Origin of the sequence: Paenibacillus sp. Mc5Re-14 (genome assembly GCF_001049835.1) — a bacterium.
Taxonomy (GTDB): Bacteria; Bacillota; Bacilli; order Paenibacillales; family Paenibacillaceae; genus Paenibacillus; species Paenibacillus polymyxa_C.
Map to the genome: position 1 here is coordinate 4,810,071 of NZ_CVPD01000001.1, position 13,986 is coordinate 4,824,056.

At 44.7% G+C, this 13,986-nt stretch carries 16 protein-coding genes; 12 read left to right on the forward strand and 4 right to left on the reverse strand.

Going from position 1 to position 13,986, the window contains the following annotated elements; translation table 11 throughout:
• Nucleotides 1-162: 162 nt before the first annotated feature.
• A complete protein-coding gene (locus BN1546_RS21795) occupies nucleotides 163-867 on the forward strand; it encodes a YitT family protein (protein WP_013371826.1) in 705 nt (234 codons plus the stop codon).
• A gap of 234 nt (nucleotides 868-1,101) precedes the next feature.
• On the opposite strand, the gene BN1546_RS21800 is transcribed toward BN1546_RS21795, so the two are convergent.
• On the reverse strand, nucleotides 1,102-1,293 hold the full coding sequence (locus tag BN1546_RS21800; protein WP_090738821.1) for a DUF2188 domain-containing protein: 192 nt from the start codon (nucleotides 1,291-1,293) through the stop codon (nucleotides 1,102-1,104).
• Between the two features lie 152 nt (nucleotides 1,294-1,445).
• On the opposite strand from BN1546_RS21800, the gene BN1546_RS21805 reads away from it, so the two are divergent.
• Complete coding sequence (locus BN1546_RS21805; RefSeq protein WP_040103423.1) at nucleotides 1,446-2,249, forward strand: lipid II flippase Amj family protein; 804 nt, start codon at nucleotides 1,446-1,448, stop codon at nucleotides 2,247-2,249.
• A 93-nt stretch (nucleotides 2,250-2,342) separates the two neighbouring features.
• Here the strand turns inward: BN1546_RS21805 and msrA are convergent, their stop codons facing one another.
• Both msrA and BN1546_RS21815 read right to left on the reverse strand, forming a co-directional pair.
• A complete protein-coding gene (gene msrA / locus BN1546_RS21810; RefSeq protein WP_013371823.1) occupies nucleotides 2,343-3,314 on the reverse strand; it encodes a peptide-methionine (S)-S-oxide reductase MsrA in 972 nt (323 codons plus the stop codon).
• Between the two features lie 181 nt (nucleotides 3,315-3,495).
• Entirely contained in the window at nucleotides 3,496-4,113 is a 618-nt protein-coding gene (locus BN1546_RS21815; protein ID WP_040103424.1) for a TVP38/TMEM64 family protein, read from the reverse strand.
• Nucleotides 4,114-4,467: 354 nt separating this feature from the next.
• Between BN1546_RS21815 and BN1546_RS21820 the strand changes: the two genes are divergently transcribed.
• The 5 genes from BN1546_RS21820 (at nucleotide 4,468) to BN1546_RS21840 (ending at nucleotide 8,827) form a co-directional block, all read left to right on the forward strand.
• Nucleotides 4,468-5,157 carry a TerC family protein gene (locus BN1546_RS21820; protein WP_040103425.1) on the forward strand — a complete coding sequence of 230 codons (690 nt, stop codon included), beginning with the start codon at nucleotides 4,468-4,470 and terminating at the stop codon, nucleotides 5,155-5,157.
• Between the two features lie 162 nt (nucleotides 5,158-5,319).
• Complete coding sequence (locus tag BN1546_RS21825; protein WP_040103426.1) at nucleotides 5,320-6,264, forward strand: Gfo/Idh/MocA family protein; 945 nt, start codon at nucleotides 5,320-5,322, stop codon at nucleotides 6,262-6,264.
• A 55-nt stretch (nucleotides 6,265-6,319) separates the two neighbouring features.
• A complete protein-coding gene (locus BN1546_RS21830) occupies nucleotides 6,320-6,640 on the forward strand; it encodes a hypothetical protein (protein WP_040103427.1) in 321 nt (106 codons plus the stop codon).
• A gap of 99 nt (nucleotides 6,641-6,739) precedes the next feature.
• On the forward strand, nucleotides 6,740-7,018 hold the full coding sequence (locus tag BN1546_RS28540; protein ID WP_040103428.1) for a hypothetical protein: 279 nt from the start codon (nucleotides 6,740-6,742) through the stop codon (nucleotides 7,016-7,018).
• A 324-nt stretch (nucleotides 7,019-7,342) separates the two neighbouring features.
• The gene (locus BN1546_RS21840) at nucleotides 7,343-8,827 is read left to right on the forward strand and encodes an alpha-N-arabinofuranosidase (RefSeq protein ID WP_058829780.1); all 1,485 of its coding nucleotides are present in this window, start codon (nucleotides 7,343-7,345) and stop codon (nucleotides 8,825-8,827) included.
• Between the two features lie 85 nt (nucleotides 8,828-8,912).
• Here BN1546_RS21840 and BN1546_RS21845 read toward each other — a convergent pair whose 3' ends face one another.
• Nucleotides 8,913-9,731, reverse strand: coding sequence for an AraC family transcriptional regulator (locus BN1546_RS21845; protein ID WP_058829779.1), 819 nt, complete (start codon nucleotides 9,729-9,731; stop codon nucleotides 8,913-8,915).
• A gap of 140 nt (nucleotides 9,732-9,871) precedes the next feature.
• Between BN1546_RS21845 and BN1546_RS21850 the strand changes: the two genes are divergently transcribed.
• From BN1546_RS21850 to BN1546_RS21870, 5 genes are all read left to right on the forward strand, one after another.
• On the forward strand, nucleotides 9,872-10,228 hold the full coding sequence (locus BN1546_RS21850) for a Gfo/Idh/MocA family oxidoreductase (protein WP_058829778.1): 357 nt from the start codon (nucleotides 9,872-9,874) through the stop codon (nucleotides 10,226-10,228).
• Nucleotides 10,221-10,988, forward strand: a complete 768-nt coding sequence (locus tag BN1546_RS21855) for a sugar phosphate isomerase/epimerase family protein (RefSeq protein ID WP_090738822.1) — start codon at nucleotides 10,221-10,223, stop codon at nucleotides 10,986-10,988. The genes BN1546_RS21850 and BN1546_RS21855 overlap by 8 nt, the downstream gene beginning before the upstream one ends.
• Complete coding sequence (locus BN1546_RS21860; protein WP_013371813.1) at nucleotides 10,981-12,063, forward strand: Gfo/Idh/MocA family protein; 1,083 nt, start codon at nucleotides 10,981-10,983, stop codon at nucleotides 12,061-12,063. Before BN1546_RS21855 ends, BN1546_RS21860 begins: the two co-directional genes overlap by 8 nt.
• 78 nt (nucleotides 12,064-12,141) lie before the next feature.
• On the forward strand, nucleotides 12,142-13,110 hold the full coding sequence (locus tag BN1546_RS21865; protein ID WP_013371812.1) for a sugar phosphate isomerase/epimerase family protein: 969 nt from the start codon (nucleotides 12,142-12,144) through the stop codon (nucleotides 13,108-13,110).
• 19 nt (nucleotides 13,111-13,129) lie between these two features.
• The gene (locus BN1546_RS21870) at nucleotides 13,130-13,861 is read left to right on the forward strand and encodes a ThuA domain-containing protein (RefSeq protein ID WP_013371811.1); all 732 of its coding nucleotides are present in this window, start codon (nucleotides 13,130-13,132) and stop codon (nucleotides 13,859-13,861) included.
• Nucleotides 13,862-13,986 lie beyond the last annotated feature (125 nt).

The window sequence follows — 13,986 nt, forward strand, 5'->3', positions numbered from 1 at the left end:
ACTTAGCTTTTCCGCGGAGTAACGTCAAGTTGCGAAAGCCAACTCTGCGGAAGAGGGGATTGTACATGCGAAGGACCAAGTCCTCCAGGCACATCTTACCAGGTTGCTTCCGTAAGAGTGGGTTCATCCACATCAAACTTACGAGAAACCGAGGGAGCCTGTATGAGGAAAACTTACGAATCTATCGTGAACAATGGAGCACTGAGACAGATTGCTGTCATGTTGCTCGGAACATGCATTTTAGCTTTTACGTACTATCACATTAATGCCCAGAATCATTTATCAGAGGGCGGATTTGCAGGCTTAGCTTTGCTGGGTCATTATGCGTTTGGCATATCTCCAGCATGGAGTATGCTGATGCTTGATGTTCCCGTCATATTGCTAGCATGGGTACTGAAGGGCAAAAGATTTATGATGCTAGCATTAATCGGAGCCGTCGCCTTTTCACTGTTTTATGCAGGATTTGAGAAATATTCGACTCTGGTTATAGACCTGCATGGAAATCTGCTAATAGCAGCTCTACTTTGTGGGGTGCTCACAGGTTTAGGAGCCGGAATCGTACTGCGATTCGGTGGAGCAACCGGGGGCGATGATATTTTGTCTCTGCTAATCAGCGAGTGGCGCGGATGGAAAATCGGCAATGTGTTTATCGTCAGTGACATCATCGTACTGGGATTATCGCTGTTGTATCTGCCTGTGAAGGAAACAATGTTTACAATACTGGCTGTGTGGCTTGCCGGAAAAATAATTACATGGACGACCACGTTCCAATTGCACCGACCTGTGAAAAAGGTACTCCCAGCGGCTATTCCCGCTAAAAAGGTAGTTGCCAAAACAGTGCCGGTCGTCCACAGCCTTCGTCAATAAGGAAAGGGTGTTACGTCAGGAGAGAAATCTTCTTACGTAACACCCTTTCGCTGTATTTAGCTTCATCAGAAAGGCTTTAAAGTAGAATGGATACACCCGTTCTGTTCGCCTCCCTCTCCTTTGATCGCTCAGAGACCCTCGTGCAGTACCACACAAATGAACCTTTAGTATGGGAAGAGGCAAGTGTTGATCATCATACTAAGTACTGCTTGAATGCTATTTTTTATATTTTTTCTACTGCTTCTTATTTTTTTCTACTGGATGATTATCGTTCCATTCCTCAGCTTGTGCAGTGGCAATCGCAATCGCACGCCCTTCTTCATAGCCTTCGCGGAGTAGAGCGTTAGCGATATCAACGGCTTTTTCTCGCACACGGGGTTCTAGATTTTTCATGGATGGCGGGTAATCATGTTTGTTCCAAGGCATGGTTGCACACTCCTTTTTAGCAGGTGATGTATTATGTATTACCCGTTGTCGGCTTAGACTAACAAAAATTAGAGTAATGAATATATTGTAAAATTTATCTTAAGAAAAAGCGTATAATGGTGAGCAGAATACCAGAAAAAGGAGTGAAACATTTGCTTGCCTGGGGTTTCGTTTTTTTACTAACCATCATCATTCATACTACCGATAGCTTGTCCTATGCTCTTCGGCTTGGTGGTTTGCGAGCACGTCGGATTGGATTGGCATTAACCGTGGCCGGAATGCTGCTGTTGGTTTCACGTACCTCCAATATGGCACAGGGACCTTTACTTGGAGGGATGGTCGATCAGGCTAAAGAGGCAGCACAATTGGGCGGAACGGATATGAGACTGGAACTGTATATGCACGGGGTACTGCTGGCCGCCACCGTTGGAACTATGCTTGCTATATTACTGTATCCAACAGTGGTACGCATGTCAGCCAGATGGATTGTACATTTGGAGCATACTGGATCTATTCCGGCTTTAATACGTCATTTAATAAAGCGAAATTGCTGGAAGCATGCAGGCTACTACATAAAGCGCCCTAGCTGGTCCATGTTTACCTCTCTGATCAGTGGAGTGATCCCCAAGCGTCTAATTATTTTAAATATTGCCGTTACCGCAATTTATACAACCGGAGTGGTATCTGCCTTGTATGCGTCATTCCTATGGCCCGCTCAAGGTACGGCAATGTCAATGTCGTCAGGCTTAATCAATGGTGTCGCGACGGTATTGTTGACCTTGTTAATTGATCCAAGATTGGCGGTGTTGTCAGAAAAAACGCTACGAGGGGAGCTGCCCCTAATCCGAATGAACAGCGTGTACGGATGGATGATCATCTCGCGTTTGGCAGGAACTTTATTAGCTCAGCTATTGCTGGTACCGCTAGCCATTTGGCTTGGGTGGGTGATGAGCTAAATCAGTAGATGCGCTACCATATCAAAAAAAAGCTGACCCGTGATCATCGAATACAGATAGATTCCGGGTCAGCCTCGTTATTTTTACGGCTACTTACTTTTCAAATAATGACTTATAGGCTCCATATCCTTCACGCTCCAAGTCTTCCTGAGGCACAAAGCGGAGCGCGGCAGAATTGATGCAATAACGCAAACCCTCTGGACCTGGACCATCATCGAATACGTGCCCTAAATGGGAATCTGCTTCGCGACTTCGGACCTCGGTACGAATCATGAAATGGCTGAGATCGGTCTTTTCTTTGACATTGTAACTGCGCAACGGACGGGTAAAGCTAGGCCAGCCGCAACCCGCATCATATTTGTCCAGTGAACTAAACAAAGGTTCTCCTGATACGATATCCACGTAAATGCCTTCAGCTTCATGATCCCAAAACTCATTTTGAAATGGGCGCTCGGTTGCGTTTTTTTGTGTTACTTCGTATTGAATAGGCGTCAGCCGATCTTTAAGATCGGATTTATCAATCTTGGCAGACCAATTTTGCTCAATAAAATCTTCACGTCCTGAGCCTTTGCGATAGCGTTTGTAGTGAGCGGGGTTCTTCTTATGATAGTCCTGATGATATTCTTCTGCTTCATAAAAAGTTGCCGCAGGCAGGATAGATGTAGCAATGGGCTTGTCAAAACGGCCACTTTGAGCGAGAGCTTCTTTGGAAGCCTCTGCCTTGATGCGTTGTTCATCATTATGATAGAAAATAGCCGTTTGGTAGGATGAACCTCTATCGTGGAACTGTCCACCTTCATCCGTTGGATCAATCTGTTGCCAAAATAGCTCCAACAGTTTTTCATATGGGAACACTTGAGGGTCGAATGTAATTTGTACGGCTTCCACATGTCCCGTTGTTTCAGAGCATACCTCTTCATAGGTAGGATTTTCGGTATGTCCCCCTGTATATCCAGATCTAACCTTCAAAATACCGGGCATTTCCTCAAAAGGGGAGACCATGCACCAGAAGCAGCCACCCGCAAAAGTTGCCTTTTCTACCGTATTTGGATTGTTGGTGCTCATATTTTATCACTCCAATCTGAGAATGTTTAATTAGTTGTTATTTAAATAGCTTACAATTAAATTATATACGGGATTTTTGCAAAATCCAACGAAACATCAGAAAGTACTCAGTTGCGTAGCTGTAGTGTGTCCCAAAAACTGCAATGAAACATTCTACAGAAGCGGCACAAACTCATTGGTGTTATGTTTTGTTGACGCGCCTAACTCTTTTTCTGTAAAGTACAAACCCTCCACCTACCAGTGCAGTATATAGCAGCAAAATAAGCAAACCCGTGATTGGATGTTCCGCAAAGGTACCGCCTGCATAAGCATACACTGCAATCGCGGGAAGCTTGCCGATCGCTGTGCCTAGCATAAAGCTCCAAAACGGAAACCCTGCTACTCCGGCATATACATTTACAGCTGCCTGAGGAATGATTGGAATCAAACGAGCCAGTAGCACAGCAGTAAAAGGCTCTTTCTCCATGACCTGATTGAAGCGCTCCAGTGCGGGAACACGCTCCAAATATGTACGTCCTTTGTCACGGAACAGGGTACGTACAGCACTGTAAACGACCAACGCAGCCAAAGTAGTGCCAAGCCAGCAAATCAAAGCACCTTGCCAGGCGCCTGCTGCATAAGCAATGGAAGCGATAATCAGCTTGTAAGGGATAAACGGAATTAATGCGAATAAAAATGCGAGCAGTAGCAGAACCGGAAAGGAGGTTTGCTTGTTTGCCCAGGCGAGCCAATCATATCTGTAGATAAACGCGATGCAGAGCAGCGAAACATAAGCCGCGGGGAGCAACCATTTTTTCATTTATATACCTCTTTCAATATCCCTGTTCGGCTTATTGCTTATACAGAAAAAAATGGGGTTCACATTCCCAAAAATGTATGCTATACTGCCACTAACAGAATAGTTCCCAAAGGGGAGTAGCTCAGCGAGTAAAGTCGTCATTACGGGATTCTTAATCCCCGGCTTTATTGGCAACGTAATGTTGTAAGCGAGACCTTTGCCAGGATTTTAGGAATCCGGGTAAATGGTCTTTTTTTGATGCCAAAATTGGGTCAAGCGCCATTTCCGGATTCCGCGAAATGGCGCTTTTTTTTTAGTATAAAGCGCTGAACTATGTACAGTATAACAAATAAACAAAGAAGGTGGGAGAAACGTATGGATTTTTTGTCAATTGAGTTTTTAACCGCATTATTGTCCATTATTATCATTGATCTGGTGCTAGCTGGTGACAATGCGATCGTAATTGGCTTGGCGGCGCGGAATGTTGATAAGGCCAATCAAAAGAAGGTCATTATCTGGGGAACGGTCGGAGCAGTCGTCATTCGTGTGATTGCTACAGTACTGGTCACATACTTACTGCAAATATATGGATTGCGTTTGGTTGGGGGTCTGGCCCTTATCTATATCGCCTATAAGTTGTTGGTCGAAGAGAAAAAACATGAAATTTCAGCTACAAATCAGATGTGGGCAGCGATTCGCACCATTATTATTGCGGATACAATGATGGGACTCGATAATGTGCTTGCTGTTGCGGGAGCCGCTCATGGAAATATGCTACTTGTTATTCTCGGTCTGGCAATCTCCGTTCCGATCATGGTGTGGGGAAGCACGATTATTCTGAAACTGACAGAACGTTACCCAGTAGTGATCACGATTGGAGCCGCAGTATTAGCGTATACCGCTGCTAAAATGGTGGTGGCCGAGCCATTAATTGCACACTGGTTCGCAAATGGAGTCGTTAAATACGGTTTTGAAGCCTTGATTGTAGTTCTGGTTGTAGCCATCGGGATGCGTGTTAAAAAAGTAAAAAGTGAGAAAACAAAAAAAGAAGCGTTGCACGCATAAGCTAACTTATATTGAAGTAATCTGGCTGAAGCTGGATACTCAAGTCTTAGAGGCTGTTCCTCAGATCCATCTGGATCAGGGGCAGTCTCTTTTCTTTGCTTGTCAGCGGACTTCCATGTAAACTAGACAACAGATGAAATGAGTGATTAGAGGTGGAACGATATGGACAAGCAAATCAAGACAAGAGTAGCTATTGCAGGATTAGGTGGAATCGCTCGTAAAGTGTATCTGCCGTTACTGGCTGCACACCAAGGCGTAGACATTGTAGGAGTGATGAACCGTTCACAGGAGCCGGTCAGTTCTACTATGGAGCAGTATAGACTACCAAGAGGAACGACGGACGTGAAGGAAATGCTGGCATGGGAGCCGGAAGCTGTATTTATACATGCGGCCACCGAAGCTCATTTTGACCTAGTTATGGCGTGTATTGAAAAAGGGATAGCGGTGTACGTAGATAAACCATTGTCCTATGATGTTCGTCAAAATTTGGAAATGACTGCTTTCGCGGAAGCACAGGCTGTACTGCTGGCGGTAGGTTTTAATCGACGTTTTGCTCCGCACTATGTGGCTGCAAAAGCTTGGCTAGAGGAAGTGGGCGGTTTCAGTCAATGTGCGGCGATTAAACACCGAACTGGATATGATCGTAGACCGGCGACACAGACGGTTTATGATGATTTAATTCATATGCTTGATTTGCTACTGTGGCTGGGTGGCGATAATTATGAGCTACTACATAGTAGTCTGGATACAACAAGTGAAGGGTATATGGACGCTGCGTTCGGGACTTTGCGTTTGGGGAATGCTGCCGGTACATACAGTATGAGCAGACAGGCAGGAGCTGACATAGAGAAGCTGGAGCTTCACGGGGCAGGACGGTCTGTTGAAGTCACGAATATGGAACAGGCTGTTTTCATGCAAAAAAATCATTTATCACGAACGCAAACTTTTGGAAGCTGGGAGACAATATTGGAAAGACGGGGATTCACCGGGGTGGTGAATCATTTTCTGGAGCATATTCATCGTCCGGAGGAGTGTGCTATACAAGCTGGAAAAGTGTTGGAAAGCCATATGCTAGCGGAAGAACTGATTAGTGGTTTGAGTGATTAATATCGAACCATGATGATCCAGACATCAAGAATTAGGTTGAAGGAGAAATGTATCAATGGAAGAAGACAACCGCGGTAAACAGGTAGAAGAAGCCATCATTGAAAATTATAAGCAAGAAGAAGATATGATGATCCTTGTGTTTGCTCAATGGTGCATCAATAACGACTTGGAACCAGAGGAATTATATCGTACAGCGTATCCGCAGCAGGATAGCAACGAGCGTCTGCTGCGAATACGCAAGCTGACTGTATCGCGCGAAGAAGCAGGTGATATTCCGCTGGATACGGTATTAGGGGTGCTGTCCATGTTCGGAAATGAGGACTTGGCGATGGTCGTATCCGAGGCGGCCGCCGAGCTCCCGTCGGAACGGAAATAAGTCCACCTATAATAAAGCATCTGGCAAAGTCATTCGTGGCATCGTGGAAATAAACTGTTTTTACTGAGGATATTGTTGATCGGGGAGGGTAAGCTGACGATGGAAGATATACCTGTGCCAAGTACTTGTAAAGGCTGTGAAAGAGATATCGCTTTATCGGAAGAGCAAATTACCAGAATTCTTAACAATATGAGACCCAAAATGGATTGTGTAAACGATGAAGTATACAAAGCCAGACTGTTGGCCTGTGCACAATGCAATGAGTTAATGTCCGGTCACACATGTGGCATTAGTGGAAGTATTGTTCGTATACGTGCCTTGGCAGTAACTCAAAATTGTCCCAGCTACCATGGTTCACGTTGGCAAGGATCAGTTTGAAAAATGCAAAGCCCAGACTCAATTAAATCTGAGATTACAGGCTAAAGTAGTCATCCCCTGGTCTGCCTTAATGGCAGACCTTTTTGGTTTGCTTGGACTTTGTTGTTAGCAATTGACAAATTGTAGACAATAAAATATATTAAATACGTAAAATGTTTTTGTTTAATTATTAATATTTATATTAATAAAAGGATTGTTAGGTGTGACAATGTGTAATATTAGAGTTCGAAAAGAGAACGGTAGTGTGAGTGTAATTTATGCGGTTATGAAAGCGTAATCATTTTTGTGATACTTCAACAATTTTAATGTTTGGGAGGTTTTGTGGTGAAGGGTTCTGTTATTGTAAATACCGATTGGGAACAGGGCGTTATTAATAAAAATATTTATGGGCAATTTGCCGAGCATCTTGGACGATGCATTTATGAAGGTTTATGGGTGGGACAGGACTCTCCAATCCCTAACACTGACGGAATTCGAAATGATGTGGTGGAAGCGCTCAAACAGCTGAACATTCCTGTGCTGCGTTGGCCAGGGGGCTGTTTTGCCGATGAATATCATTGGAAAGATGGGATCGGACCGAAAGAAAACCGCAAAAGAATGGTAAATACGCACTGGGGCGGTGTGGTTGAAAATAACCATTTTGGTACACATGAGTTTTTCCAATTGTGTGAGCTATTGAATGCAGAGCCGTATATCTGTGGGAATGTAGGCAGTGGTACAGTGCAGGAAATGTCGGAGTGGGTAGAGTACATGACCTTTGACGGGGAGTCCCCTATGGCTGCATGGCGTCAGGAAAACGGTCGTGAGAAACCATGGAAGCTCAAATATTTTGGAGTTGGTAACGAAAACTGGGGTTGTGGCGGTAACATGCGCCCGGAATATTATGCTGACCTGTATCGCCGCTATCAGACATATGTCCGTAATTATGGAGAGAATCGCATTTATCAAATAGCTGGTGGGGCGAATGTGGATGATTATCGTTGGACCGAAGTACTGATGCGCGAAGCCGGGCACCTTATGGACGGTTTGAGTCTACACAACTACACAATACCGGGGAGTTGGGAAGGGAAACGACACGCAGTCGGTTTTGATGAAGCAGAATGGTTTGAGACGATGAAAAAATCATTGCACATGGATGAATTGATTACTCGCCACTCTGCCATTATGGACCAATATGATCCTGACAAACGGGTTGGGCTGATCGTCGATGAATGGGGAACTTGGTTCCTGACCGAACCAGGTACCAATCCTGGCTTCCTGTATCAGCAAAATACGATGCGGGATGCGCTGGTAGCCGGACTACACCTGCACATATTCCATAATCATCATGATCGTGTGCAGATGACGAATATTGCTCAAATGGTCAACGTTTTGCAAGCGATGGTTCTAACTGAAGGCCATGCTATGCTGTTGACCCCGACATACCATGTATTTGAAATGTTCAAAGTGCATCAGGATGCACAAGCACTGGCTATTCATGCGAAGGTAGGCAATTATGAGTATGATGGAGACTCCATCCCACAAGTAAGTGTGTCCGCCTCTAAGGCACAAGATGGCTTTATTCATATAAGCTTATGCAATGTCCATCCGGGCGAATCGGCAAATTTAAGCCTTGAGCTAAGAGGGATCGAAGAGGTTAAGAAGATCAATGGTGTTGTCTTAGCCAGTGACGATATGCAGGCACATAATACATTTGATCAGCCAGAGCGTGTAAAAAAGAAAGCTTTTACATCTTATCAGCTGCAAGGTCAGCATTTGGATGTTACACTGCCACCGATGTCGGTTGTGATGCTGACAATCGCTCCTTAAAAAATTAGATTGTGGTATGTAAGCAGCACCCGTTAAATGATTTGTTAGAAAAAAGTGAGCGTTCCCCTGAACGCTCTCTTTTTTTCTACAATTGCTCGCGGTGAATCAGTCTGAATTCCTTAGGCGACATACCGAAGCGGGAACGAAACACACGGTGAAAGTATGTGTAGTTTGCAAATCCTGACGATTCTGCGGCTTGTTCCAGTGACATGGGACTGAAAATGATACGCTCCCTTGCCATGTTGAGCCTGATGTCCAGTGTGTACTGCATAATGCTCGTATCGAACGTTTCCTTAAACAGGTGTACTGCTCGGGATACGCTGATTCCGACGTGTGAAGACACGTCATCCAGCTTAAAATTAGATGATGCATTTTCTTCAATATAATTTTTTATCTGATAAGCAAGATAGTTATGATGAGTAGCAGTGGGCTGCTCGGATAGTATACGGTCAAACTCCAAACATAAAATGCGTATGTAATAGCTTGATATTTCCGGGTAAGGATTAGAAATACGTCGCTGTTCCAACACGAGCTGACGAAATAGGCCAAGCAGGGCTTCTGTGAGCTGAACCTTAATTCGGTTGGGACGTTTGTGATGATTCCACCACTCATCTACCCAGGGACCACCGAAAAAAATATGATAATCCCCACTTTCTACAACCTGCTCTCCCATGGGGTTCAACTCACTGTGAATATCCAGTTCATAAGGTTCGGTAGGATTGAATAGCAGCAGGTCACCTGCCTCAATCCGTGTCATTTTCCCGTCAATGCGTGCTTGGCAGCGTCCATCTGTTTGCAGTCGGAACAAATAATTTTTGATTCCATCAGGCTGGTTCGAATAAAAGGGCTTACGGTGGAAGGAATAGCCTGCGGTAAGAACCTGGCAAGGCTCAATGATAGACATGATGATGACTCCTTTTGGGCATATGGCTGTTTCAAATATTGACCAGATTGTTCATGTTTTAATCATATTATTCATTTTAAACGAAAGCAAAATAGAATACCATGTGAACTGTAAAGCTTACATGTTAGATGAGAAAGTACATGTTAGAGGCCAAGGAGTGTGAAGACGTAAAACGAATCAAGGCCGGGATTATCAGCTGTGGTAACACTAGCTCGGTATATCTTAAAATTCTCCAAACCAACTTGCCCTTTGAAGTAGTGACCTTTGGTGATCTATTGAATGGAAGGGCCAAGGAGAGGGCCAATAAATTGAATGTTGAAAACGTATACAAAGTGGATGAATTGCTTCACCAGCCTGAGATGGAGCTTGCATTTTATCTGCCAGTGCCTGGCAGCCATGCACGGCAGATGTGCGGATACCAAAGGCGGGCAAGTATGTGTAATGGAACAGATATAACAGAAATTCATCCTAACGAAGAGGTGAAGGGGATTGACTAAAGTAGGATTGCAATTATACACAGTTAGGGAAGAGCTTGAACAGGATTTTGAAGGCACATTGCGCAAGGTAGCTGAGCTGGGCTATAAAGGGGTTGAGTTTCATAGCTTCTTCGGGCGTAGTGCCAAGGATGTCAGGGCGCTTTTGGATGAACTAAATCTGGAAGTTGTCGGAACTCATATACAATACAGCCGCTTGCTGCATCATTTGGATGAGGAAATTGCGTATCACAAAGAATTGGGCAACAAGTACCTCATTGTTCCTTATTTAACCGAAGAAGAGCGGGAGTGGGATGACCTTTTTGTTAATCTGAATCGTATTGGTAAAAAAGTAAAGGAGCATGGGTTGATACTGGCTTATCACAATCATGATTTTGAGCTAACAGAGAAAATCAATGATCACCCGGTATTCGATGCTTTATATGATGCGGTTCCCGATGATTTGTTACAGGTCGAAATGGATACTTGTTGGGTATACTATGCGGGCTATGATCCGGTGGAATACATCGGACGATATCGTGGACGCCTGCCTATCATTCACTTAAAGGATATGGCACGCGACGAGCAGAAAAAAGCAGTTACTGTAGAGTTAGGCCAAGGAGAAGTGCAGCTTCAGACCATTACAGATGCCGCTATTGAAGCAGGTGTGGATTGGGTTGTTGTGGAACAGGATTTCAGCTCAAATCCTCCAATCGAAAGCATTGAAACCAGTATGAAGTGGCTCCAACAATACGCAGCTCAGGGAGGAAATATTCATGTCTAAAACACTTAAGATCGGGATTATCGGTTGTGGGGGCATTGCTAACGGTAAACACTTACCGAGTCTTGCCAAGCAAAAGAGAGCAGAAATCATAGCTTTCTGTGACATTATACAGGAACGTGCTGAAGAGGCTGCTGAAAAGTATGGTGCTGAAGGATCGCAAGTTTATAGCGACTACCGTCAGCTGCTAGAAAATAAAGACATTGAAGTTGTGCATGTATGTACCCCTAACGACTCGCACTCAGAAATTACGGTAGCGGCACTTGAGGCAGGTAAGCATGTATTATGTGAAAAGCCAATGGCTAAAACTGCTGAGCAGGCACGGGAAATGCTTGATGCGGCCAACCGTACAGGCAAAAAGCTATCCATTGCTTATCAAAATCGTTATCGTGATGACAGTCTGTATCTGAAGCAATTGGTCGAGCAAGGAGAGCTTGGTGAGATTTATCTTGGTAAAGCCATTGCTCTACGCCGCCGTGCGGTTCCCACCTGGGGAGTGTTCTTGGATGAAGAGAAACAGGGTGGTGGCCCGCTGATTGATATCGGCACACATGCACTTGATTTGACACTCTGGCTGATGGATAATTACAAGCCTAAAAGTGTACTAGGTTCAACCTTCCATAAGCTGGGAGATCGAAAAAATGCAGCCAATGCTTTTGGACCGTGGAATCCTGATGAATTTAAAGTAGAGGACTCAGCTTTTGGATTCATCACCATGCAAAATGGAGCCACAATTGTATTGGAATCCAGCTGGGCATTAAATGTTGTAGAGTTTGGTGAAGCCAAGACGTTGTTATGCGGTACCGAGGGTGGAGCAGATATGCAGGATGGGTTGCGTATTAACGGAGAAAAGAACAGCCGCTTGTTTGACACGAAAATAGATCTAGATGCAGGAGGAGTGGCCTTTTACTCCGGTGAAACGGAAAATGAGGCAGACCGTGAAGCCCGTCTGTGGATTGAATCTATTCTGGACGACAAAGAACTCCTTGTGAAGCCGGAGCAGGCACTGGTGGTTACTGAAATTTTGGAAGCCATCTATGAATCGGCCCGTACAGGAAAAGCAGTTTATTTTGACTAAGCCTTGTAATGATCCCGAATAGACAATCACTATAATGAAAGCAGCTTTTTTCACATATGATACAGGGAGGGATTTCTTTTGAAACTTGGAGTATTTATGGTGTTGTTCGGTGGACGTTCATTGGAGGAGGCGCTGGATTATGTGGCTTCTCAGGGACTGGATGCTGTAGAAATCGGAACAGGTGGCAACCCGGGAGATAAGCATTGCAAGCCTGATGAGTTGCTAGAGAACGATACGGCGCTCAAAAATTTTAAAAAGGCAGTAGAATCCCGGGGATTAACGATTAGCGCGCTTAGCTGTCATGGTAATCCGCTTCATCCACAAAAGCATTTGGCACAGGCAGATCATGACACATTTCTTAAAACCGTCCGATTGGCAGAAAAGCTGGAAGTTCCTGTTGTGAACACTTTCTCAGGCTGTCCAGGTGATCACGAGGATGCGAAGTATCCAAACTGGCCTGTGGCTCCGTGGCCTAATGATTTCCAGGAAGTGCTGAAGTGGCAATGGGAGAATAAAATTATTCCTTACTGGACTGAAACGGGTAAATTTGCAGCAGATCACCATGTTAAAATAGGGCTGGAGTTACATGGGGGCTTCTCCGTTCATACACCAGCAACCTTGCTTCGTTTGCGTGAAGCGGCAGGAGAGGTCATTGGTGCTAATCTGGATCCGAGCCATATGTGGTGGCAGGGAATTGATCCCGTACAGGCGGTTCAAATTTTAGGCCGAGAGGGAGCCATTCACCATTTCCATGCCAAGGATACGACGATTGATCCGATCAATGTTAATAAATACGGACTTACCGATATGCAGGAGTATACGAATATGTTAGATCGAGCATGGCAGTTCCGTACTGTGGGCTATGGTCATGATGTAAAAACCTGGGCAGATATTATCAGTGCTCTGCGTCTGGTGGGATACGATTATGTAGTAAGTATTGAGCATGAAGACGGTCTGATGTCCGTGGAAGAAGGCTTTACTAAAGCTGTCCATAATCTTCGCCAGGTCCTGATTGAAGAACCGCTGAGCGAGATGTGGTGGGTCTAACCTAATAGGGGGAACTGTGATGATTAACGTCACCATTTGGAATGAATTTTTGAACGAAAAGTTAAATGAAGAAGCCAAACGGATTTATCCTAACGGCATACACCAAGCATTGGCTGACGGCTTGGCAGATGAAGGTTTTGCCATTCGAACAGCTACTTTGCGTGAGAATGCCGAACATGGTTTGGAAGAAGAAATCCTCAATTCCACAGATGTGCTGCTGTGGTGGGGACATAAAGCCCACGATCAGGTGAGCGATGAAGTTACAGCGCGTGTCGTCAAGCGTGTGCAGGAAGGAATGGGCCTCATCGTATTGCACTCAGGCCATTTCGCCAAGCCATTTAAAGCTCTGATGGGCACTAGTTGTGATTTAAAATGGAGAGTTGCAGGCGAGCAGGAGATTATTTGGTCAGTAAATCCGTCACATCCTATTGCGGAAGGAATAGACGGCAAAATTCTCTTAGAGCAGGAAGAGATGTATGGCGAGTTCTTTGATATTCCTGCGCCGGATGAACTAGTCTTTATCAGTAACTTTGAAGGCGGCGAAGTATTTAGGACTGGATGCACCTTCCATCGAGGCAGTGGTAAAATATTTTATTTCCGACCAGGACATGAGACCTATCCGACTTATTACCAGCCTGATATTTTGAAGGTCATTGCTAACAGCATCCGTTGGGCTTCACCGACAAGTAATAAAAAACCAGTATATGGTAGAAGTGAACCGGTAAGGCCGCTTGGTGGAGTGTTGGTATAGTTACAATTATCACATATTGATGAATTATATAAATAACAGGTTTACAGGCGGAACCTCTGGGGATTCCGCCTTTTTGTATTTAACGAATTAGACATATACCTGCCGCATTGGTTTGTTGTATAATC